This window comes from Streptomyces sp. NPDC001532 (assembly GCF_040298625.1).
Classification (GTDB): domain Bacteria; phylum Actinomycetota; class Actinomycetes; order Streptomycetales; family Streptomycetaceae; genus Streptomyces.
The window spans coordinates 16,927-38,301 of record NZ_JBEPAL010000036.1; the positions used below are offsets into that span (position 1 = coordinate 16,927).

General features: G+C 71.7%; 19 protein-coding genes. 8 read left to right on the forward strand and 11 right to left on the reverse strand.

What is annotated here, in order from left to right; translation table 11 throughout:
• Positions 1–4: 4 nt before the first annotated feature.
• On the reverse strand, positions 5–1,402 hold the full coding sequence (locus ABT232_RS27910) for an FAD-binding oxidoreductase (RefSeq protein ID WP_351844766.1): 1,398 nt from the start codon (positions 1,400–1,402) through the stop codon (positions 5–7).
• Positions 1,403–1,672: 270 nt separating this feature from the next.
• Between ABT232_RS27910 and hemB the strand changes: the two genes are divergently transcribed.
• Positions 1,673–2,665 carry a porphobilinogen synthase gene (hemB, locus tag ABT232_RS27915; protein WP_351844768.1) on the forward strand — a complete coding sequence of 331 codons (993 nt, stop codon included), beginning with the start codon at positions 1,673–1,675 and terminating at the stop codon, positions 2,663–2,665.
• A gap of 4 nt (positions 2,666–2,669) precedes the next feature.
• Here the strand turns inward: hemB and ABT232_RS27920 are convergent, their stop codons facing one another.
• Positions 2,670–3,401, reverse strand: coding sequence for a DUF4232 domain-containing protein (locus ABT232_RS27920; protein WP_351844770.1), 732 nt, complete (start codon positions 3,399–3,401; stop codon positions 2,670–2,672).
• A 188-nt stretch (positions 3,402–3,589) separates the two neighbouring features.
• On the opposite strand from ABT232_RS27920, the gene ABT232_RS27925 reads away from it, so the two are divergent.
• A complete protein-coding gene (locus tag ABT232_RS27925; protein ID WP_351844772.1) occupies positions 3,590–4,996 on the forward strand; it encodes a helix-turn-helix domain-containing protein in 1,407 nt (468 codons plus the stop codon).
• Between the two features lie 98 nt (positions 4,997–5,094).
• Entirely contained in the window at positions 5,095–6,336 is a 1,242-nt protein-coding gene (locus tag ABT232_RS27930; RefSeq protein WP_351844774.1) for an aminotransferase-like domain-containing protein, read from the forward strand.
• Between the two features lie 22 nt (positions 6,337–6,358).
• Here the strand turns inward: ABT232_RS27930 and ABT232_RS27935 are convergent, their stop codons facing one another.
• Positions 6,359–7,204 (reverse strand): DUF4253 domain-containing protein, encoded by an 846-nt coding sequence (locus tag ABT232_RS27935; protein WP_351844776.1) that lies wholly within the window; start codon positions 7,202–7,204, stop codon positions 6,359–6,361.
• A gap of 282 nt (positions 7,205–7,486) precedes the next feature.
• Between ABT232_RS27935 and xynA the strand changes: the two genes are divergently transcribed.
• Together xynA and ABT232_RS27945 are read left to right on the forward strand one after the other, a co-directional pair.
• Entirely contained in the window at positions 7,487–8,446 is a 960-nt protein-coding gene (xynA, locus tag ABT232_RS27940; protein ID WP_351844778.1) for an endo-1,4-beta-xylanase XynA, read from the forward strand.
• Between the two features lie 12 nt (positions 8,447–8,458).
• Positions 8,459–9,439 (forward strand): polysaccharide deacetylase family protein, encoded by a 981-nt coding sequence (locus tag ABT232_RS27945; protein ID WP_351844780.1) that lies wholly within the window; start codon positions 8,459–8,461, stop codon positions 9,437–9,439.
• Between the two features lie 69 nt (positions 9,440–9,508).
• Here ABT232_RS27945 and argS read toward each other — a convergent pair whose 3' ends face one another.
• Positions 9,509–11,272 (reverse strand): arginine--tRNA ligase, encoded by a 1,764-nt coding sequence (gene argS, locus ABT232_RS27950; RefSeq protein ID WP_351844782.1) that lies wholly within the window; start codon positions 11,270–11,272, stop codon positions 9,509–9,511.
• Positions 11,273–11,415: 143 nt separating this feature from the next.
• Between argS and lysS the strand changes: the two genes are divergently transcribed.
• Entirely contained in the window at positions 11,416–13,158 is a 1,743-nt protein-coding gene (lysS, locus tag ABT232_RS27955) for a lysine--tRNA ligase (protein WP_351844784.1), read from the forward strand.
• Between the two features lie 70 nt (positions 13,159–13,228).
• Here lysS and ABT232_RS27960 read toward each other — a convergent pair whose 3' ends face one another.
• The 3 genes from ABT232_RS27960 to ABT232_RS27970 all read right to left on the reverse strand — a co-directional run bounded on the left by ABT232_RS27960 (position 13,229) and on the right by ABT232_RS27970 (position 16,444).
• Positions 13,229–14,491 carry a DUF2637 domain-containing protein gene (locus ABT232_RS27960; protein ID WP_351844786.1) on the reverse strand — a complete coding sequence of 421 codons (1,263 nt, stop codon included), beginning with the start codon at positions 14,489–14,491 and terminating at the stop codon, positions 13,229–13,231.
• 104 nt (positions 14,492–14,595) lie between these two features.
• Positions 14,596–15,462, reverse strand: coding sequence for a DUF3558 family protein (locus ABT232_RS27965; protein ID WP_351844788.1), 867 nt, complete (start codon positions 15,460–15,462; stop codon positions 14,596–14,598).
• Positions 15,463–15,580: 118 nt separating this feature from the next.
• Positions 15,581–16,444, reverse strand: a complete 864-nt coding sequence (locus ABT232_RS27970; RefSeq protein WP_351844790.1) for a DUF3558 domain-containing protein — start codon at positions 16,442–16,444, stop codon at positions 15,581–15,583.
• 171 nt (positions 16,445–16,615) lie between these two features.
• Between ABT232_RS27970 and ABT232_RS27975 the strand changes: the two genes are divergently transcribed.
• A complete protein-coding gene (locus tag ABT232_RS27975) occupies positions 16,616–17,809 on the forward strand; it encodes an RtcB family protein (protein WP_351844900.1) in 1,194 nt (397 codons plus the stop codon).
• Here the strand turns inward: ABT232_RS27975 and ABT232_RS27980 are convergent.
• Entirely contained in the window at positions 17,806–19,095 is a 1,290-nt protein-coding gene (locus ABT232_RS27980; RefSeq protein ID WP_351844792.1) for a GNAT family N-acetyltransferase, read from the reverse strand. The genes ABT232_RS27975 and ABT232_RS27980 overlap by 4 nt on opposite strands.
• Before the next feature lie 69 nt (positions 19,096–19,164).
• Positions 19,165–19,935, reverse strand: coding sequence for an SDR family NAD(P)-dependent oxidoreductase (locus ABT232_RS27985; protein WP_351844794.1), 771 nt, complete (start codon positions 19,933–19,935; stop codon positions 19,165–19,167).
• Positions 19,936–20,047: 112 nt separating this feature from the next.
• On the opposite strand from ABT232_RS27985, the gene ABT232_RS27990 reads away from it, so the two are divergent.
• Positions 20,048–20,476, forward strand: coding sequence for an ester cyclase (locus tag ABT232_RS27990; protein ID WP_351844796.1), 429 nt, complete (start codon positions 20,048–20,050; stop codon positions 20,474–20,476).
• Positions 20,477–20,513: 37 nt separating this feature from the next.
• Here ABT232_RS27990 and ABT232_RS27995 read toward each other — a convergent pair whose 3' ends face one another.
• A complete protein-coding gene (locus tag ABT232_RS27995; RefSeq protein WP_351844798.1) occupies positions 20,514–20,849 on the reverse strand; it encodes a YnfA family protein in 336 nt (111 codons plus the stop codon).
• A 37-nt stretch (positions 20,850–20,886) separates the two neighbouring features.
• On the reverse strand, positions 20,887–21,318 hold the full coding sequence (locus ABT232_RS28000) for a winged helix-turn-helix transcriptional regulator (protein ID WP_351844800.1): 432 nt from the start codon (positions 21,316–21,318) through the stop codon (positions 20,887–20,889).
• Between the last annotated feature and the right edge of the window lie 57 nt (positions 21,319–21,375).

A 21,375-nucleotide genomic window follows, 5' to 3' on the forward strand; every position in this document is an offset into this window, starting at 1 on the left:
GCCGCTACGGCCGCGTGAGTGCTCCCACCACGTGGCCGAAGCGGAGCAGACCGTGGGGGTCGTACGCCGCCTTCGCCCGGCGGAGGCGGTCGTACACCTCCGGGGTCCAGGCGCGGGCGCGGTCCGTCTCGTCGCCCGGCGTGCCGTGGATGTTCACCATGGTGCGGCCGGTGCCGTACGGGGCCATCGCCGAGTACAGCGCCCTGGTGGCCTTTTCGACGGCCTCGGCGACCGGCGGGGCGGGCAGGACGCCGACCGAGTCCAGGAAGTACCCCGCGTCGCGGGCGCAGACCGCGTCCTCGACCGGGGCCGGGCGGGCCAGCGCGCCGCCCAGGTGGCGCAGCTCCACCATCAGCAGGGGGTAGTCGCGGCCCGCCGTGGGCCCGGCGTGTTCCAGGAGGACGCGCAGGGCGTCGGGCGGCAGGTCGCGCAGCAGCAGGCAGCACTCGCGGGCGGGCAGCGGGTCCTGCGGCTCCAGGTGGATGCGGTCCAGGGCCGTGTGGTCCATCTCCTCCACCGTGTCGACCGACACCGGCGCGGCGCCGCGCAGCGGGGCGATCAGCGCCTCGCCCTCGGCCGGATCCCCCGGCCAGGCGAGCGCGACCCGCGCCCAGAAGCCGCCGCGCAGCGGCTCGGGGATCTGCGGGATGGGCGGCAGCCGCAGGATGGTGAACGCGCTGCACATCTCGTCCGGCACGGTCCGCGTCCAGTCCGCCCAGGCGTGCAGCAGCGGCTCGGCGTACTCGCCGGGGCAGTACACACCGCCGCCGAGCAGCCGGGGCAGCGGCAGCAGCTCCGAGACCAGGGACGTCACGACACCGACGTTGCCCTTGCCGCCGCGCAGCGCCCGGAACAGCTCCGGTTCGTGCGTGGCGTCGGTGTCGTGCAGCCGTCCGTCCGCAGTGGCCACGCGGAAGGAGCGGACGAGGTCGGAGCTGTAGCCGTAGGCCCGTCCCAGCACCGGCAGTCCGCCGCCGACGGTGTAGCCGACCACGCCGGCGTCCGTGGCGGTGCCGCTGAGCCCGGCGAGCCCGTACGGGGCTCCCGCCGCCATCACATGGCTCCACTTGGCGCCCGCCTCGATCTCCGCGGTGCCCTCGGCGGCGTCGACGTGTACGCCGGTCATCCGGGTTGTGCTGATCAGCAGCCCGTGCTCGACGGGGAAGTTGGCGCCGTGGCCGGTGGCCTGCACGGCGGCCGGGGTGCCGGTGGCCGACGCCCACCGCAGCGCGGTCACGACGTCGTCCGCGCCGGCCGCCCCGACGACCACGTCCGGGGTGCGCAGGGCGGCGAGGTTGAAGCCGGTGACCTCCTCGGCGTAGCCGTCGTCGCCGGGGCGCAGCACCGGGCCGCGGATCTCCGACAGGGCGAACAGGTCGGGGGTGTGGTGGGTGGTGGTCATCGCGTCCTCCGTGGCGGGCGTACGGAGGGACGGCGGCGGTCGGGGGCCGTCGGGTCCTGGTGCGTCCTCTGTGCCGGTGCCGGTGCCGGTGCCTTGTTCCTTGTCCGTCTCTTGTCTTCGTCTCGTCAGCTGTCCCTTGTCTCCTGTCTCTTTCAGCATGGCCCCGGCGATCGTGGCGCGCATGCGGGCCTGCGGGCGCGGGCCGGCCCCGCTGTCGCGCCGACGTCGCGTCGGCAAAGGTGCTGCCGGGGCGGGCGTAGCGTAGGCGGCATGACGAAGTACGGATCCTTTCCCGGGACGCGTCCGCGTCGGCTGCGTACGAGCCCCGTCATGCGGCGCATGGTCGCCGAGACCCGGCTGCACCCGGCCGACTTCATCCTTCCCGCGTTCGTGCGGGAGGGTGTGAGCGAGCCGGTGCCGATCACCGCCATGCCCGGCGTCGTCCAGCACACGCGGGACAGCCTCAAGAAGGCCGCCGCCGAGGCGGTGGAGGCAGGGATCTCCGGGATCATGCTGTTCGGCGTGCCGGAGGACGCGAAGAAGGACGCGGTCGGGACGGCCGGCACCGATCCCGACGGGATCCTCCAGGTCGCCCTGCGCGACGTGCGCGCCGAGGTCGGTGACGACCTGCTCGTCATGTCCGACCTGTGCCTCGACGAGACCACCGATCACGGGCACTGCGGGGTGCTCGACGAGCACGGCCGCGTCGACAACGACGCCACCCTGGAGCGGTACGCCGAGATGGCGCAGGTGCAGGCCGACGCGGGCGCCCATGTCGTCGGCCCCAGCGGGATGATGGACGGGCAGATCGGCGTCATCCGCGACGCCCTGGACCAGATCGGGCGGGAGGACGTCGCCATCCTCGCGTACACCGTGAAGTACGCCTCCGCCTTCTACGGCCCCTTCCGGGAGGCCGTCGGATCCTCGCTGCGGGGCGACCGCAAGACCTACCAGCAGGACCCGGCCAATGTGCGCGAGTCGCTGCGCGAGCTGGCGCTGGACCTGGAGGAGGGGGCGGACATGGTGATGGTGAAGCCCGCCGGTCCCTACCTCGACATCCTCGCCCGGGTCGCCGACGCCGTGGACGTGCCGGTCGCCGCCTACCAGATCTCCGGCGAGTACTCGATGATCGAGGCCGCCGCCGAGAAGGGCTGGATCGACCGGGACCGGGCCATCCTGGAGGCGCTGACCGGCATCAAGCGGGCCGGGGCGACCAACATCCTCACCTACTGGGCCACCGAGGTGGCCCGGAAGCTGGACTGAGCCCTCAGTTCAGGGCGTCCTCCATCGAGGACTGCCAGTACGTCACCGACAGCGAACTGTCGTAGTACAGACCGTCGGACGGCAGCGGCGGGGTCGCGGAGGCCCCGCCGCTGCTGTTCGGCGTCCCGCCCTGGAACGCCACGGTCAGCTTGCGGCCGGTCATGCCGCCGTCGCCGCTGCCGTCCGCCGCGGCGAGCAGGACGCCCGCGTAGCCGGACTCGCCGGGGGCCAGGGTCGGCACCGCCTGCGGCTTGGTGTCCTCGTCGGCCTGCGGCACCCACTGCATCTCGTCGAAGCGGAGCACCGGGTGGTACATCAGGCTGCACGGCTTCGAGCCGGTGTTGGTGACCGTGAGCAGCATGTGGTTCAGGGGGCGGGGGACGGGCTGCGCGGTGACCTTGGTGTTGGCGCCGTTGCAGAAGGTGGTCACCGGTTCGCTCTCGTCGGCGTCGGCGTCGGCGTCGGCGTCGGTGTTCGGAGCGTCGGTGCCGGTGCCGGTGCCGGTGTCGGTGTTCGGAGCGTCGGTGTCGGCGCCGTTGTCGTCGGTGGCGGGCGGGGTGGCGGAGGCGTCGGTGCCTTCTCCGGAGGCCGTCGGGGTGGCGGCTGCCGGGGTTGCGGCCGGCGCCGAGGCACCCTCGTCCCGCGTGCCCGTGCCGTCCTCGCAGGCGGTCAGAGCGAGGGCGGCGAGGGCGACGCCGGTGGCGGCGAACAGGCGGGTACGGCGGAACGTGCGCATGGCTGAATCCTTCGGTCACAGATGAGTCGGAGCCGATCGCTCGACCGGGTGCCGGGAGCGGCGTGCTTGGATGACCGAAGCGTGCGCGGTGATCCGTCCCGGCTGCCAGACCCGGCGGACGATCAGGGACGCTGGAACGCCCGCACCGGCATTGACCTGGGGGAACAGTCATTCCCTGGAACGGCGGAATGGGACGCGTGGGGGGCGGAGGAAAGGTGGCGGAGGACTTCGCGGCGCTGCTGGGCGCGTTGAAGGAGCGCTCCGGGCTCAGTTACGGGGCGCTCGCCAAGCGGCTCCACATGAGTACGTCGACACTGCACCGGTACTGCAACGGGGACGCCGTACCGGCCGACTACGCGCCCGTGGAGCGGCTGGCGCGGCTGTGCAGGGCGACGCCGGAGGAACTGGTCGAACTGCACCGGCGGTGGGTGCTGGCGGACGCGGCGCGGGGGCGCAGGGGCTCGGCCGCCGAGGTGCCGGCGGAGGCTTCTCCGGCTCCGGCTCCGGCTCCGGAGGCGGTGGAGGCTTCTCCCGCTCGGGCTCCGGCGCCGGTGGTGCCGCCGGTGCCATTGGTGCAGCCGGAATCCGTGGTGCAGCCGGAATCCGTGGTGCAGCCGGTGCCGGAGGCAGCGCCGGTTCGGCCGTCCCGTTGCCGTCGTACCGCTTTCGTCGCCGGTGCCGCCGGGTCCGCCGTGGCCGTGCTCGGTGCGGTCGTGCTCGCCGTGAGCCTGGCCGGCGGTGGGCCCGGCGACGGGCCGCGCGATCCGGTCGGGGCGGCCTCGCCGGACGGCGGGCAGCGGGTGTCCGGGCAGCCGTCCACGGTCCGCTCGCCGTCCGTCTCGGCCTCTCCCGGCGACGGCGACGGCGACGGGAAGCGGCGCGGCCCCTCGGCCTCGGCGGGCACGGCCTCCGCGTCCGCGTCCGCCGGTGCCGGTGCCGGTGCTGGTGCTGGTGCCGCGCCCGCACCGGAGGGCGAGGCGTCGGACGCGGTCCCGTTCACCGTCACCACCCGCCCGTACGCCTGGGAAGGCCCCTGCTCCCAGCACTATCTGATCGACCGTCCGCCCGCCGAGGTGCCCCCGCCGCCGGTGGAGCAGGAGGCGCCCGCGTGGGTGGCGTCGGTGAAGGCGGTGTCGTCGGGGGAGCAGTATGTGACGCTCACCGTGCAGGGCACCGGTGAGGAGACGGTGGTCCTCGACAGCCTGAAGGTGCGGGTGGTGGGCCGGCGGGCGCCGCTGGCCTGGAACGACTACGTGATGGGCGTCGGCTGCGGTGGCGATGTGCCGACGCGGCCGTTCACCGTCGCGCTGGACGCGGCCCGGCCGGAGGTCCGGGCGGCGGCGGGCGGGCGGGACTTCCCGCTCAAGGTGAGCGAGTCCGACCCGGAGGTCCTCCGGATCACGGCCGACGCCTCGGCGTACGACGTGAGCTGGTATCTGGAGCTGGTCTGGTCCAGCGGTTCGCGCAGCGGCACGCTGCTCATCGGCGACGGCGACGAACCGTTCCGTACCAGCGGCAGCAACGGCCGGCCGCGCTACGACTTCCCGCTGGGCAGCTCCGGTTGGGGCGAGGCGGCGGTGGAAAGCGGCGGGTAGGCGTCCGTATCGCGAAAACACAGGTGTAAACGGCAGCTATTTCTCTAGGGTGCCGCCAGGAGCCGAATCGCCGCCCCGCCGCACCCAAGGAGCCGCACGTGACCCTCGCCGCCGAACCCGCGCCCTCCGCTCACGCCCTCGCGCTCGTCCCGCCGCTCGCGCCCGTCCCGCCGCTCGCGGCGCGGGTGAGCGCGATCGGAGGGTCGCCCGTCCGGGACATCCTCGCCGTCACCGCCCGCCCCGAGGTGATCAACTTCGCGGGCGGGCTGCCGGCGCCGGAGCTGTTCGACGCGGAGGGGATCGCGGCGGCCTACCGGGACGTCCTCGCCGAGACGCCCGCACAGGCGCTCCAGTACTCCACGACCGAGGGCGAGCCGGGGCTGCGGGCCGCGCTCGCCGCGCGGACGACCGTGCGGGGGCTGCCCACCGACGCCGACGACCTGCTGGTCACCACCGGGTCGCAGCAGGCGCTGTCGCTGCTCGCCACCGCGCTCCTGGAACCGGGCGACACCGTCCTGGTCGAGGACCCCTGCTACCTGGCGGCCCTCCAGGCCTTCGGCTTCGCGGGCGCGCGGATCCTGCCCGTGCCGGGCGACGCGGACGGCATGGACCCGCGGGCGCTGGAGGAGCTGGTGGTGCGGGAGCGGCCCAAGATGCTGTACACCGTGCCGACCTTCCAGAACCCGACCGGCCGCACCCTGCCCGCCGCCCGCCGGGCCGCGGTCGCCGCGGTCGCCGCCCGCCGGGGCCTGTGGATCGTCGAGGACGACCCGTACGGCGAACTGCGCTTCGAGGGCGAGCGGGTGCCGTGGATCGCCGCCCACGACGACGCCCGCGACCGGACCGTGCTGCTCGGCTCCTTCTCCAAGGTCATGGCTCCCGGACTGCGGCTCGGCTGGCTGCGGGCGCCCGCGGCGCTGCGGCGGGCCTGCGCGGTCGCCAAGCAGGCCGCCGATCTGCACACGCCGACCGTCAACCAGCTCGCCGCGGCCCGCTACCTGGCCGACCGCGACCTGGACGCTCATGTGGCGCGGGTGGCCCGGGCCTACGGCGAGCGCCGCGACGCCATGCTCGCGGGCCTTCCGGACGCCCTGCCCGAGGGCTCGGTCTGGAACCGGCCGGAGGGCGGCATGTTTCTCTGGGTCCGGCTGCCGGAGTCGTACGACACCACCGCCCTGCTGCCGAAGGTCGTCGAGCACGACGTGGCCTACGTCCCCGGCGCCCCCTTCCACGCCGGCAACCCCGACCGCGCGACCCTGCGGCTCTGCTTCGTGACCCAGACACCGGAGGAGATCACGGAGGGGCTGCGGAGGCTGGCGCGGGGGCTCGGGGCGGCCTGAGCGCGGGTGGCCTGAGCGCGGTTCAGTCCCACCAGAAGAACCAGGTGCGGGCGCCGATCAGCCCTTCGGCGTAGGCGCCCACACTGAGGGAGTCTGCGAGGTTGTCCGGGCAGAAGGCGAAATGCTCGGCGGCCAGGGCCTCGGCGTCCGCCCGGGTGACGGGCGGGGCGGCGACGGACACGACGAGGGTGTCGAAGCCGAGCGCGACGACGCGTATGCCGAAGCGGTCCTCCCAGGAGCGCAGGACCGCGCACAGGCGGGCCACGTCGTTCTCGTGGTTGAGCGGACCCGACCAGCCGACGGCGGCGGGGACGTCGGCCGAACGGCGGGCCCGGACGAGCGCCAGATGTGGCGTGTCGGCCAAGGCCCGCGAGCCGTCGGACAGCGCGTCGGCGAGCTGGGCGGCGCAGGTGCCGGGGTCGACGGTGAGCTGGCCGGCGGGGGCGAGGCCCGGCCATTCCGGGCCGAACGGCGCCAGGAACCCACGCGGTTCGGCGTCCGGCTCCTCGCGCTCCTCGTCCTCGCCGTACCCCTCCTCCTCACGCTCCCAGTACTCCGCGAGCACGTCCTCCGCGTCGTGGTCGCCGGGGTACGACATGTCGGCCGGCGCCAACTGCCACTTCTCGAGGCCGCCCTGACGGTCGCCCAGGTCGACGAGGACCGGCAGCAGTCCGACGCGGGCCGCCGGTCCGCCCAGCGCGGCCCAGTGCCCGGGCGCCGCGGGCGTCTCGGCGTGCCACAGCAGCGGCTCGTGCCACGGCCCGTCGTCCGTCGCGTCGACCAGCCTGCCGGGCGGCAGTTGAAGCCCCAGGGACCGCCCGCTCGGGTCGGTGGCCAGCCGGGGCAGTGGGTTCGGAAGCGTCGCCATGCCGGTGACTCTAGGGGCGGGCACTGACAATGCTTCGAAACTTTCGCCGAGTCGACTCGGGCTGTCACCACGGCTGCGCGACGCCAATTGATTGAATTTGTTGTGATGAACAAGTCAAGCCCGCTGAACTGCCATGACGCCTCTCCAAGTTGATCCAATAGGCTCCGAATCTTTCGAAGCGCGTGCCGAAACTATTGACGGCCCTGTTGTGCGGTCCAACACTGGCGCCGCGCAGCACCCGCAACCCACCCCCGCACGGCCTACACGAGAGGCGGCACGTACATGGACGCGCTTGTCCGTCCGATCAGGAGAGTCTGCGCCGTGGCGCTGGCTGTCGTGATCGCGATGATCCTGCCGGGCACCGCCAGTGCCGACACGGTCATCACCACGAATCAGACCGGCACCGACAACGGCTACTACTACTCGTTCTGGACCGACGCCCCCGGCACGGTCTCCATGAACCTCAGCTCCGGCGGCAACTACAGCACCAGCTGGCAGAACACCGGGAACTTCGTCGCGGGCAAGGGCTGGGCCACCGGTGGCCGGCGGGCGGTGCAGTACTCGGGCACCTTCAACCCGTCCGGCAACGCCTATCTGACGCTCTACGGCTGGTCGACCAACCCGCTCGTGGAGTACTACATCGTCGACAACTGGGGCACCTACCGGCCCACCGGAACCTTCAAGGGAACGGTCACCAGCGACGGCGGCACCTACGACATCTACGAGACGACCCGCTACAACGCGCCCTCGATCGAGGGCACCAAGACCTTCAAGCAGTTCTGGAGCGTCCGGCAGTCGAAGCGGACCGGCGGGACCATCACCACCGGCAACCACTTCGACGCCTGGGCGAGCAAGGGCATGAACCTCGGCACCATGAACTACATGATCATGGCCACCGAGGGCTACCAGAGCAGCGGCAGCTCCAACATCACCGTCGGCGGCACCGGTTCCGGCGGAGGCGGCGGCGGTGGCGGCACGGGCTGCACCGCCACCCTGTCGGCCGGGGAGAAGTGGAGCGACCGGTACAACCTGAACGTGTCGGTGAGCGGCGCGAGCAACTGGACCGTGACGATGAACGTGCCGTCCCCGGCCAAGGTGCTGTCCACCTGGAACATCAGCGCCAGCTACCCCAGCGCCCAGACACTCGTCGCCAAGCCCAACGGCAGCGGCAACAACTGGGGCGCCACCATCCAGGCCAACGGCAACTGGACCTGGCCGTCCGTCTCCTGCACCACGGGCTGAGAGGAGCTCCGGATGAGGAACAGGATCGCCGCCGGGCTGACCGCCGTCGCCCTGGCCGCCGCCGGTGGACTCACCGTCGGCTCCGGGCCCGCGCAGGCCGCGCCGGCCGCCGCCTGCGCCGGCTATGTCGGGCTCACCTTCGACGACGGGCCGTCCGGCAACACCTCCGCCCTGCTCACCGCGCTCAAGCAGAACGGCCTGCGGGCCACCATGTTCAACCAGGGTCAGTACGCCGCCGCCAACCCGTCCCTGGTGAAGGCGCAGGTCGACGCCGGGATGTGGGTGGCCAACCACAGCTACACCCACCCGCATCTGACGCAGCTGAGCCAGGCGCAGATCGACTCCGAGATCGCCCGCACCCAGCAGGCGATCGCGAACGCGGGCGGCGGCACGCCCAAGCTGTTCCGGCCGCCGTACGGCGAGACCAACGCGACGGTGAAGGCCGTCGAGGCCAAGTACGGGCTGACCGAGGTGCTGTGGGACGTCGACTCGCAGGACTGGAACAACGCCTCCACCGACGCGATCGTGCAGGCGGCGGGCCGGCTCACCAACGGGCAGGTCATCCTGATGCACGACTGGCCCGCCAACACGCTCGCCGCGATCCCGCGCATCGCCCAGTCGCTCGCGAGCCGCGGACTGTGCGCCGGGATGATCTCACCGCAGACCGGCAGGGCCGTCGCTCCCGACGGCTCCGGCGGCGGTGGCGGCGGCGGTGGCGGTGGCGGTACCGGGTGTACGGCCACGCTGTCCGCCGGGCAGCAGTGGAGTGACCGGTACAACCTCAATGTGACGGTGAGCGGCGCGAGCAACTGGACCGTGACGGTGAACGTGCCGTCCCCGGCGAAGGTGCTGTCCACCTGGAACGTCAGCGCGAGCTATCCGAGCGGTCAGACCCTGGTCGCCAAGCCCAACGGCAGCGGCAACACCTGGGGCATGACGATCCAGCACAACGGCAACTGGAACTGGCCGTCCGTCTCCTGCGCCACGGGCTGAGCGGCGGCCCGGAAAGCACCGGGCGGCGCGGCGACCTCGGGTCACCGCGCCGCCCGGATCACTTCCCGGTCAGAGACGCTCGGGCGTCCGGATGCCCAGCAGGGCCATGCCCTGGTGGAGGGTGCGGGCGGTGAGGTCGCACAGGAACAGGCGGTTCTCCACCTGCTCCGGCGTCTCGGCCTTCAGCACCGGGCACTTGTCGTAGAACGAGGTGTACAGGGACGCCAGCTGGTACAGGTACCCGGCCAGCTTGTGCGGGGCGTACTCCGCCGCCGCCTCCTCCACGATCTCCGCGAACGAGTCCAGGTGCAGGCCCAGCGCGCGCTCCGCCGCGTGCAGTTCCAGCTCCGGGTGGGCGGCGGGGCGGACCTCACCGGCCTTGCGGAGGATGGACTGGATACGGGCGTACGCGTACTGGAGGTAGACCGAGGTGTCGCCGTTGAGCGAGACCATCTGGTCCAGGTCGAACTTGTAGTCGCGGTTCGCCGACGTCGACAGGTCCGCGTACTTCACCGCGCCGATGCCCACCTGGGTGCCCCGCTCGGCGATCTCCTCCTCGGAGAGGTCCTGCGCCTTCTCCCGGACCACGGCGGAGGCGCGGTCGACCGCCTCGTCGAGGAGGTCCACCAGCTTCACCGTCTCGCCCTCACGGGTCTTGAACGGCTTGCCGTCCTTGCCGAGGACCGTGCCGAAGGCCAGCTGGAACGCCTTGACGTCGTCGTTCAGCCAGCCGGCCCGGCGGGCGGTCTCGAAGACCATCTTGAAGTGCAGGGACTGGCGGGCGTCGACGACGTAGACGAGGGAGTTCGCCTTGAGGTTGAAGACGCGGTCGCGGATCGCCGACAGGTCGGTCGCCGCGTAGCCGTAGCCGCCGTCCGACTTCTGCACGATCAGCGGGACCTGGTTGCCGTCCGGGCCCTTGATGTCCTCGAAGAACACGCACAGCGCGCCCTCGGAGCGGACGGCGACGCCCGACTCCTCCAGCATCCGGCAGGTCTCCGCGAGCATGTCGTTGTAGCCGGACTCGCCGACGATGTCGGGGTCGCGGACCTCCATGTCCAGCTTCTCGAAGACGGAGAAGAAGTAGATCTTCGACTCGTCGACGAACTTCTGCCAGATGGCGAGCGTGTGCGCGTCGCCGGCCTGGAGGTCGACCACCCGCCGCCGGGCACGCGTCTTGAACTCCTCGTCGGAGTCGAACAGCTTGCGCGCGGCCTTGTAGAGGCGGTCGAGGTTCGACATCGCCTCCTCGCCGGAGACCTCGCCGGCCTCGTGGTCCAGCTCGTGCGGGTGCTCGTCCAGGTACTGGATGAGCATGCCGAACTGGGTGCCCCAGTCGCCGATGTGGTGGCGGCGCACCACGTTCTCGCCGGTGAACTCCAGCAGCTGCACCACCGAGTCGCCGATCACCGCGGACCGCAGGTGACCGACGTGCATCTCCTTCGCCACGTTCGGCTGGGCGTAGTCGACGACGGTGGTGCCGGGGTTCTCCGCCCGCGGCACACCGAGGCGGCCCGTCTCGTCCGCGTACCGCGCGGCCAGGTTCTCGGTGATCGCCCTGTCCGCGATCCTGACGTTCAGGAAGCCGGGGCCGGAGACCTCGACGTCCGCGATCACCTCACCGGTGGCGATCCTGGAGACGACCTGCGTCGCCAGCTCCCGCGGGTTGGCCTTCGCCTTCTTGGCCAGCGCCAGGATGCCGTTGGCCTGGAAGTCGGCCCGGTCGCTTCGTCGCAGCAGCGGGTCCGCGCCGGCGGCCTCCGGCAGGGTGGCCGTGAGGGCGGACGCGAGGTGCTGCTGGACGGAGTCGCTGAGGGACGTGACCGAGGCCATAGGTAGGGGTGCCGTTCTCCTCGTCGGGATGGATAGACACGGCCAGTATCCCATGGGGGGTAAAGCCGTTTTCCCGGGCGCGACACGGTCTGGGAGAATGGATCCACCATCAGGCCATCAGTGAACCTTCAGTAAAAGAGGACGTGCCGATCGTGGCTCAGAGCACCGAGACCACCGACTGGGTCTCCCGTTTCGCGGATGAGGTCATCGAGGAGTCGGAGCGTCGGGCCCCGGGCAAACCGGTCGTCGTCGCGTCCGGGCTCTCCCCGTCCGGCCCCATCCACCTCGGGAACCTGCGCGAGGTCATGACCCCGCACCTCGTCGCCGACGAGATCCGGCGCCGCGGCCACCAGGTCCGGCACCTGATCTCCTGGGACGACTACGACCGGTACCGCAAGGTGCCCGCCGGGATCGCCGGCGTCGACGAGTCGTGGGCGGAGCACATCGGCAAGCCGCTGACCTCGGTGCCGGCGCCCAAGGGCTCGCCGTACCCGAACTGGGCCGAGCACTTCAAGGCGGCCATGGTCGAGGCGCTGGGCGAGCTGGGCGTCGAGTTCGACGGGATCAGCCAGACCGAGCAGTACACCTCGGGCGTCTACCGCGAGCAGATCCTGCACGCCATGAAGCACCGCGGTGACATCGACGCGGTCCTCGCGCAGTACCGGACCAAGCCGAAGGCCGGGAAGAAGCAGTCGCAGAAGCCGGTCGACGAGGCCGAGCTGGAGGCCGCCGAGGGCTCCGGCGCCGCGTCCGAGGACGACGGCAGCTCCGGCTCCGCCGGGTACTTCCCGTACAAGCCGTTCTGCGGCAACTGCGAGAAGGACCTCACCACCGTCACCTCCTACGACGACACCACCACCGAGCTGACGTACGCCTGCACCGCCTGCGGCTTCTCCGAGACCGTGCGGCTGAGCGAGTTCAACCGCGGCAAGCTGGTCTGGAAGGTCGACTGGCCGATGCGCTGGGCGTACGAGGGCGTGATTTTCGAGCCCAGCGGTGTCGACCACTCGTCCCCGGGTTCGTCCTTCCAGGTCGGCGGGCAGATCGTCGGCATCTTCGGCGGCAAGCAGCCGATCGGCCCGATGTACGCGTTCGTCGGCATCTCCGGCATGGCGAAGATGTCCTCGTCCAAGGGCGGGGTGCCCACGCCGTCCGACGCGCTGAAGATCATGGAGCCGCAGCTGCTGCGCTGGCTGTACGCCCGCCGCCGGCCCAACCAGTCCTTCAAGATCGCCTTCGACCAGGAGATCCAGCGGCTCTACGACGAGTGGGACAAGCTCGACGCCAAGGTCGCCGACGGCACCGTGCTGCCCGCGGACGCCGCCGCGCACTCCCGCGCGGTGCGCACCGCCGCCGGTGAGCTGCCGAGGACACCGCGGCCGATGCCGTACCGGACGCTCGCGTCCGTCGCCGACATCACCGCCGGTCACGAGGACCAGGCGCTGCGCATCCTCAGCGAGCTGGACCCCGAGCAGCCGCTCGGCTCGCTCGACGAGGTGCGGCCCCGGCTCGACAAGGCCGAGGCGTGGATCAACACGCAGGTGCCCGCCGACCAGCGGACCATCGTGCGCGACGAGCCCGACCTCGACCTGCTGAAGTCCCTCGACGAGCAGGCGCAGGGCTCACTGCGGCTGCTGCTCGACGGGCTGGCCGACCACTGGTCGCTGGACGGCCTGACCCACCTCGTCTACGGCGTGCCGAAGGTGCAGGCCGGGTTCTCCGCCGACGCCACGCCGAAGGAGCTGCCGCCGGAGATCAAGACCGCCCAGCGGACGTTCTTCGCGCTGCTCTACCACCTGCTGGTGGGCCGGGACACCGGTCCGCGGCTGCCCACGCTGCTGCTGGCGGTCGGCCAGGAGCGGGTGCGGCGCCTGCTCGGCGAGTAACCGGCACGCGACGACGCAAGGGGCCCCCGGCGAGTTCGCCGAGGGCCCCTTGCGCGTCCGCGGACATCCGCTAGGCGATGTGGTCCTCTTCCAGCTCCGTGTTGTAACGCTGCTGGAAGCGGTCCGACAGGGCCTTGAGGGCGCTGGTGGTCAGATTGACGCCGTAGGTCGTCTGGATGTTCTCCCCGAGCACGGCCGGCGTCGGGAAGCTGCCGTCGATGGACTGGCGGAACACCTTGTAGTACGCCTCCTCGTCCGGCTCCGGCACGCCGCCGCCCTCGCCCAGCTCACGGGTCCGGTTCGGGCCGACCGGGATCGGGAAGCTGCCGGTGTCCTCCGCAGAGGGCTGCGGCTCCGGCTCCTCCTGGTACTGCTCCTCGTACTCCTCGGCCTGCCGCTGCTCCGCGTACCACTGGGCGTAGGCGGCGTCCGGGTCGTAGTTGGGGTCGTAGCCGCCGTGGTACTCCACCGTGTGCGGGTCGCGGGCCTGGAGCCAGGGGTTCTGCTCGGCCTCGGCCTCGGCGTCCTGGGGCCTGGCCGGTGCCGGTACCGGGGCCGGAGCCCTGCGCTCGGCGGCGGCGGAGGCGGTCGCGGTGGCCGCGGTGAGCTGGGGCTGCTGCGGGGCCGGCGGGATCAGCGCCGGCTCGATGCCGGCCGCCGCCAGGCCCGCCGGAGCGGTCTCGGCGAGCGGGACGCCGTAGCGCGCCAGGCGCAGCGGCATCAGGGACTCCACCGGGGCCTTGCGGCGCCAGGCGCGCCCGTACCGGGAGCGCAGGCGGGCCTGGTAGACGAGGCGCTCCTGCTCCAGCTTGATGACCTGGTCGTAGGAGCGCAGCTCCCACAGCTTCATCCGCCGCCACAGCAGGAACGTGGGCACGGGGGAGAGCAGCCAGCGGGTGAGGCGGACACCCTCCATGTGCTTGTCCGCCGTGATGTCGGCGATCCGGCCGATGGCGTGCCGGGCGGCCTCGACCGCGACGACGAACAGCACCGGGATCACCGCGTGCATGCCCGTGCCCAGCGGGTCCGGCCAGGCGGCGGCGCCGTTGAAGGCGATGGTGGCCGCGGTCAGCAGCCAGGCCGTCTGCCGCAGCAGCGGGAAGGGGATGCGGATCCAGGTGAGCAGCAGGTCCAGGGCGAGCAGGACGCAGATGCCCGCGTCGATGCCGATCGGGAACACATAACTGAAGTCCCCGAAGCCCTTCTTGAGGGCGAGTTCGCGCACGGCGGCGTACGAACCCGCGAAGCCGATGCCCGCGATGATCACGGCACCGGCCACGACCACGCCGATGAGAACGCGGTGCATCCGTGTCAGCTGTATGGGCGCGGCCACCCGTACTCCCCTCCGTGCGTGTTGTTGCGCGCAACAGAGTGGCACACGTGTACGGGGGACGGGTGGCCGGTCCGGTCAGGACTGCGCTTCCGTGACCCGGAGGGTCAGCTCTTCCTCGCCGGGGTCTTCGAGGAAGTGGCCGCCTTCGAGGGCGACTTGGAGGACGTCTTGGAGGGGGCCTTCGACGCCGAGGCGCCCGAGCTCGGGGACTCGGCCTCGTTCGCCTTCGTCACCGCCGCCACCACTTCCTTGGCGGCCTTCTTCGCCAGCTTCATCAGGTCGTCGGCGTCCGGCGTCTTCTCACCGGCCAGGCCGGCGCCGTTGTAGTCGAGGGTGACGACCACGTTCTCGACGCGCGCGACGATCGTCTGCTGCTTGAAGGCGCCTTCCTTCTTCTTCAGGTCGTAGCGCACCGCCGTCGCCTGGTCGCCGGTGCCGGTGAGCGGCTCCGACTTGGTGTTCTTCGCGCCCTCGACCGAGCGGGCGTCCGTGACCTGCTCCTCGTAGTGCTCCTGCGCCAGCTCGTCGGCCGCGCCGCGGGTCACGTCGGACTCGAAGCGGAGCAGGGAGACGTTGAGCCAGCGGAACTGCGAGCCGTCCACGCCGTTGTTGTCGAGGCTGTTCCAGGCGCAGTTGCTCCGCGACGACGTGTCGTCCGAGTTGCCTTCCTTGCCCGACTTCGTGCCCTTCGGGACCAGGTCGCCCAGGGTGTCCTTCGACAGGGTGTCGCACGGCTCCGGCAGCGTGCTGTACGCCGCCGCCCGCACCGTCGGCGACGGGCTCGCCGACGCGCTCGGGCTCTGCGAGGCCTTCGCGTCGTCGTCGGAGCCGGAGTCCGAGGAGCAGCCGGCGGCGAGCAGGATCGCGGGGACGGCGGCGGCGGAGACGAGGACACGGCTTACGCGCCCGGTCCGCCCGGCTCGCTCATCACGCTGGTCACGCTGTTCGGCTCGCTGTGCTCGTCGCTGCATGGTTCCTTCACTCACGCTCGTGTTCCTGCGGTCGGGTCGGGTCCGAGGGGCCACGGTACGCGGTGCGCAAGACGTGCGGCTCCGCTTCGGCGGATGTGCCCGCGGCCGGCCGGTGCCGTCAACCGGCCAGCGAATCGGCCAGTTGGGCCGCCAGTTTCCGGGCCCTGTCCTGCATTTCCTTGCTGTCGGGCACCGCGCCGGCGATGGCCGCCTGCTCCTCGTACTCGATGGTCACGATGACGTTGGACGTGCGGAACGCCACAGTCACCGTGCGCTGCTTGGCCGTCGAACCACCGCTGCTCAGCTCGTCGTCCACGAACGCCTCGTCGCCGAGGTCGTCGAGGACGCGGGGCTGGAGGTCGGTGGGTGTGACGCTCGGCGAGGGCGACGCGGAGGAGGCGGAGGACGGGACGGACGACGGGGTGGAAGGTGCGCCGGAACCGGTGGCCGGGCCCCCGGAGGTGCTCTTCGAGGCGTCGCCCGACGGGCTGCCGGAGACGGTGTCCGCGGAAGCCGTCGAGGTCTCGGACGCCGCCGGCTCCGGGAGGTCGGCGTCCAGCTGCGCGGCCGCGAAGAGCTGCTGCGCCTGGGTGGCGTCGCTGACGGCGGAGTCGTACGACACCACCCGCTCCAGGTCGACGTACAGATGGTCGGTGGCCGTCGCCGACGACACCTTCCAGCGGCAGCCGACCTTGCGGTCGTTGTCGAAGGTGGGCGTGGCCTCGCCCGCGTAGGCCTTCTCCTGCTGGTCCGCGTCGGTGAGCTGGCGGATGCCGGGCAGCAGGGCGTCGAGGGTCTCCTCGCCGACCGCTCCGCACGGTTCGGGCAGCGACCGGTAGCGGCCGGGCTCGGCGGCCACCGTCGCGGTGTCGCCGCCGTCCGGGTTGGCGTCGTCCGTGGTGCCGCCGTCGCCGCCGGTGCAGCCGGCCAGCAGGGCCGCGAGGAGCGCCGCGACGCCCGGTACGTACGCCTTCCGCTGCACGGTCAGGCTCCTCTCGACGGTGGTAATTCGGTTGCCGGGCCGGTGAGTGCCCTGGACACAATGTGTATCGCACGCGCAGCCGTGGACGCCGGTCCGTCGCCCCTTTTGCCGACCTTGGCACCGGTTTTTTCGCTTTGCTAATTCTGTTGTGACCTACGGGGGATGAGCTCTATGTCGTACGTGGAGATGCCGGGCGCCAAGGTGCCGATCCGGATGTGGACCGACCCGGCGACGGTCGAGGAGGGCGCTCTCCAGCAGCTCCGCAACGTGGCCACCCTGCCGTGGATCAAGGGCCTGGCGGTCATGCCGGACGTCCACTACGGCAAGGGCGCGACCGTCGGTTCCGTCATCGCCATGCAGGGCGCGGTGTGCCCGGCGGCGGTGGGGGTGGACATCGGGTGCGGGATGTCGGCGGTGAAGACGTCGCTGACCGAGAACGACCTGCCCGGTGACCTGTCCCGGCTCCGCTCGAAGATCGAGCAGGCGATTCCGGTGGGACGCGGGATGCATGACGACCCGGTCGACCCGGGACGGCTGCACGGCTTCGGGACGGCGGGCTGGGACGACTTCTGGGGACGGTTCGACGGGGTGGCCGACGCCGTCAAATTCCGTCATGACCGTGCCGCGAAGCAAATGGGAACGCTCGGGTCGGGCAATCACTTCTGCGAAGTCTGCGTCGACACGTCCGGTTCGGTGTGGCTGATGCTGCACTCCGGTTCCCGCAACATCGGCAAGGAACTCGCCGAGCACCACATCGGCATCGCCCAGAAGCTTCCGCACAACCAGGGTCTGGTCGACCGCGACCTCGCCGTCATCATCGCCCAGACCCCGCAGATGGCGGCCTACCGCAACGACCTGTTCTGGGCGCAGGAGTACGCGAAGTACAACCGCACGATCATGATGGCGCTCCTGAAGGACGTGGTCCGCCGGGAGTTCAAGAAGGCGAAGCCGACCTTCGAGCCGGAGATCAGCTGCCACCACAACTACGTGGCGGAGGAGCGGTACGAGGGCATGGACCTGCTGGTGACCCGCAAGGGCGCGATCCGGGCCGGCTCCGGCGAGTACGGGATCATCCCGGGCTCCATGGGCACCGGCTCGTACATCGTGAAGGGCCTCGGCAACGACAAGTCCTTCAACTCCGCGTCCCACGGCGCCGGCCGGCGCATGAGCCGCAACGCGGCCAAGCGCCGGTTCACCACGAAGGACCTGGAGGAGCAGACGCGGGGAGTGGAGTGCCGCAAGGACTCCGGCGTCGTCGACGAGATCCCGGGCGCCTACAAGCCGATCGAGCAGGTCATCGACCAGCAGCGGGACCTCGTCGCGGTCGTCGCGAAGCTCAAGCAGGTCGTCTGCGTGAAGGGCTAGCCGACGCCGTCCTCTCCGGCCGGGGTCAGCCGCTTCTCCAGCAGGGTGACCGCGTACGGGCTGCCCGGGCCGTCGGTCTTGGCCCGCTGTTCGCCGGCGACCCTGTAGCCCGCCGACTCGTAGTACGCGCGCAGACGAGGGTTGGTGGACAGGCAGTCCAGGCGGCTGTAGGGGCGGGACGCGGCTCTGATGCGGGACTCGGCGTGGGCGAGGAGTTCGCGGCCGGTGCCTGGCGGGGCGGTGTGGGGGACCGTCATCAGGCGGTGGACGTATCCGGCGTCCGGGGGACGGGGGCCCCAGGCCGCCGGGTCGGTCCACCACAGCTCGTAGGCGCCGGCCAGGTGGCCGCCGGAGTGCGCCAGCCAGACCTCGCCCTCGCGGGCCCGGGTGCGGAAGTGGGTCTCGTCCTTGCCGCCGGGCTTCCACTGGTCGATGCCCCGGGCCAGTTGCCGGAGCGCCGCCGTGTCGTACAGGCGGACCAGGACGGGGGCGTCCTCGTCCGTCGCCCGCCGGTAGGTGAGGGGCGGCGGGTCGGCCGGGGCGGCTTCGAGGAGATGTGCGCGCAGGGTCGCCGCGAGTGCGGTCGCGTCCGCCTTCAGGGCCTGCTCCACATAGCCCTCGACCGAGCCGTAGCGGGCCTTCAGGGCGGTCAGGAACAGGCGCATCACCGCGGCCGGGGCGTGGCCGAAGCCGGGCCAGCCCGGGGTGCGGCCGTCGTTGCGGGCCGTCCACTCCGCGCGCAGGGCGGTGGTCGCGAGCTCCGTGAGGCTGAAGTCCTCGACGACCGTGGGCTCGTCGGCCCCGAGCAGGCTGAGGATCAGTGCCGCCAGTTCGCCGGTGCGGTCCTTGCCCGAGGCGCAGTGGAAGACCAGCGGCGTGGCGGAACGGGCCGCGTCGGCGACGAGTTCCAGGGCCCGGCGGATCTCCTTGACGCCGTCCTCGGCGACTTCCATGAAGCGTTCGGCGAGGTAGGGGCCCGGATCGATGTCAGGGCCCAACGCCGCCTGGTTGTAAGGGCGGTGCTCGATGCTGAGGTTGTGGTAGGCGACGGACGGGTGCTCCGGGATCCGGCCGCGGGCGTCGATCTCCCAGGGATGGCGCAGGTCGATCACCGTGGCGATGCCCAGGGACAGGAACCGGTCCCAGTCCGGGGTGCCCGGTGCGAGCTTGCCGAGGGAGTCCGAGCGGTAGAGGATTCCCGGCCGCACGCGGCGGCCGTCCGTCGTCGGATAGCCGCCCAGGTCACGGAAGTTGTGCAGACCGGCGAAGGGTATGTGTCTGTCCACGCCCGCGAGCCTACGGGCCGGCGGGTTCGCGAACCGGGTGCTCGCGGGGCTACCGCGACGGGGCGTGCGTCACGGGGTCTCGCGGTGCAGCTTGGTGTTGGAGGCCTGGGCGCGCGGGCGGACCACCAGCAGGTCGATGTTGACGTGGCTGGGGCGGGTGACCGCCCAGGTGATGGTGTCGGCGACGTCGTCGGCGGTCAGCGGGTCCGGCACGCCCTCGTACACCTTGGCCGCGCGGTCGGTGTCGCCGCCGAACCGGGTCAGCGCGAACTCGTCGGTCTTCACCAGGCCGGGCGCGACCTCGACGACCCGCACCGGGCGGCCGACGATCTCCAGGCGCAGGGTCTCGGCGAGGACATGGGCGCCGTGCTTGGCGGCGACGTAGCCCGCGCCGCCCTCGTAGGTGCCGTGGCCGGCGGTCGAGGAGACGACGACCACCGTGCCGTCGCCGCTCGCCTCCAGCTTGGGCAGCAGGGCCTGGGTCAGGTTGAGCGTGCCGATGACGTTCGTCTCGTACATCTGCCGCCAGTCGGCGGGGTCACCGGTGGCGACCGGGTCGAGGCCGAGGGCGCCGCCCGCGTTGTTGACCAGGACGCCGATCGTCTGGAACGCGGTGGCGAACTCGTCGACGGCCGCGCGGTCGGTGACGTCCAGCTGGTACGCGGCGGCGGAGTGGCCGGCCGCGTCGATCTCCTCGGCGAGCGCCTCGATGCGGTCCTTGCGGCGGGCGGTCAGGACGACGCGGTAGCCGGCCGCGGCCAGCTGCCGGGCGGTGGCGGCACCGATTCCGCTGCTCGCCCCGGTGACGACGGCGATACGGGACGCGGCGGCGGGGGTCATACGGCTGCTCCTCTGACGGGGGCTGGCTGACGGTGCGGTGCTTCCCGCCAGGATAGGCGGGGCCCCCGGTGGGAGAATGGGATGGGTGATCCTCCCCGATCGGAGGTTGGTCATGGGAGAGGCACGCGAGGTCATGGACCGGCTGACCGCGGCGGTCACCGAGTCCCCGGACATCGAGGCCGTCGCCGACCTGTACGCGCAGGACGCGGTCGCGGTCACTCCCGACGGGGAGTTCCAGGGGCGCGACGACATCGTCGGCTGGTGGCGCCAGATGACGGAGGCCGCCCCGGACGCCTCCTACGAGCCGGTGCACTCCTACGAGGTCGGTGACACCGCGATCGACGAGGGCTGGTTCACCGGCCGCAACACCGGGCCGGTGCAGCTGCCGTCCGGTGAGTCGCTGCCCGCGACGAACAAGGAGTTCCGGATCCACGGGGCCGACTTCGCCACCGTCCGCGACGGGCGGATCGTGAGCTACCGGGTCTACTTCGACGAGCTGGAATTCCTGGACCAGTTGGGGCTGCTGCCGCCGGAGGGCTGAGGGGAGAGCCGACGAGGGCGCCGGGTGCCGCGTGGGCTCAGCCGCCGCGCGGCGCCCACATGATCACCGCCATGCCGGCCAGGCAGACCAGCGCCCCGGTGATGTCCCAGCGGTCGGGCCGGTAGCCGTCCGCGACCACGCCCCACAGGATCGAGCCGGCGACGAAGATGCCGCCGTACGCGGCGAGGATCCGGCCGAAGTGGGCGTCGGGCTGGAAGGTGGCGACGAAGCCGTAGGCGCCGAGGGCGAGCACGCCGCCGGTCACCCACAGCCAGCCGCGGTGCTCCCGCAGGCCTTGCCAGACCAGCCAGGCTCCGCCGATCTCGAAGAGGGCGGCGACGACGAAGAGGGCGGCGGAGCGGAGCAGGAGCATGCGGGTCAGCCTCGCACGCGTGCTTTTGTGTCTCCGGCTAGGTCCGTGTCTCCGGCTGCTTCCGCGGCTGCGTCTCTTCCGCGTCGTAGCTCCGCCGCGCCCGGTGGACCTCGTCGAAGTGGGTCTCCGCCCAGTCCTTCACCGCGGTGAGCAGCAGGCTGAGGCTGCTGCCGAGCGGGGTCAGTTCGTAGTCGACGCGGACCGGGACCGACGGGGTGACGGTGCGGGTGAGGATGCCGTCCCGCTCCAGGGAGCGCAGGGTCTGGGTGAGCATCTTGGGGCTGACGCCGGCGATCTTGCGGCTGAGGTCGCTGTAGCGCATGGGCCCGGCGGCGAGGGCGGAGACGACCAGGCTGACCCACTTGTCGCTGATCCGGTCGAGCAGCTGGTTGGTCGGGCAGGCCCGGATGAACGCGTCGTACTCGACGCGGGCCCGCTCGCGCCGCTGGGCCGCGGTCATGGTCGCCATGGCTCACCTCCGGGGTATGTACGCACTTCCAGGTAACTACTTACCGATGGATAGTAA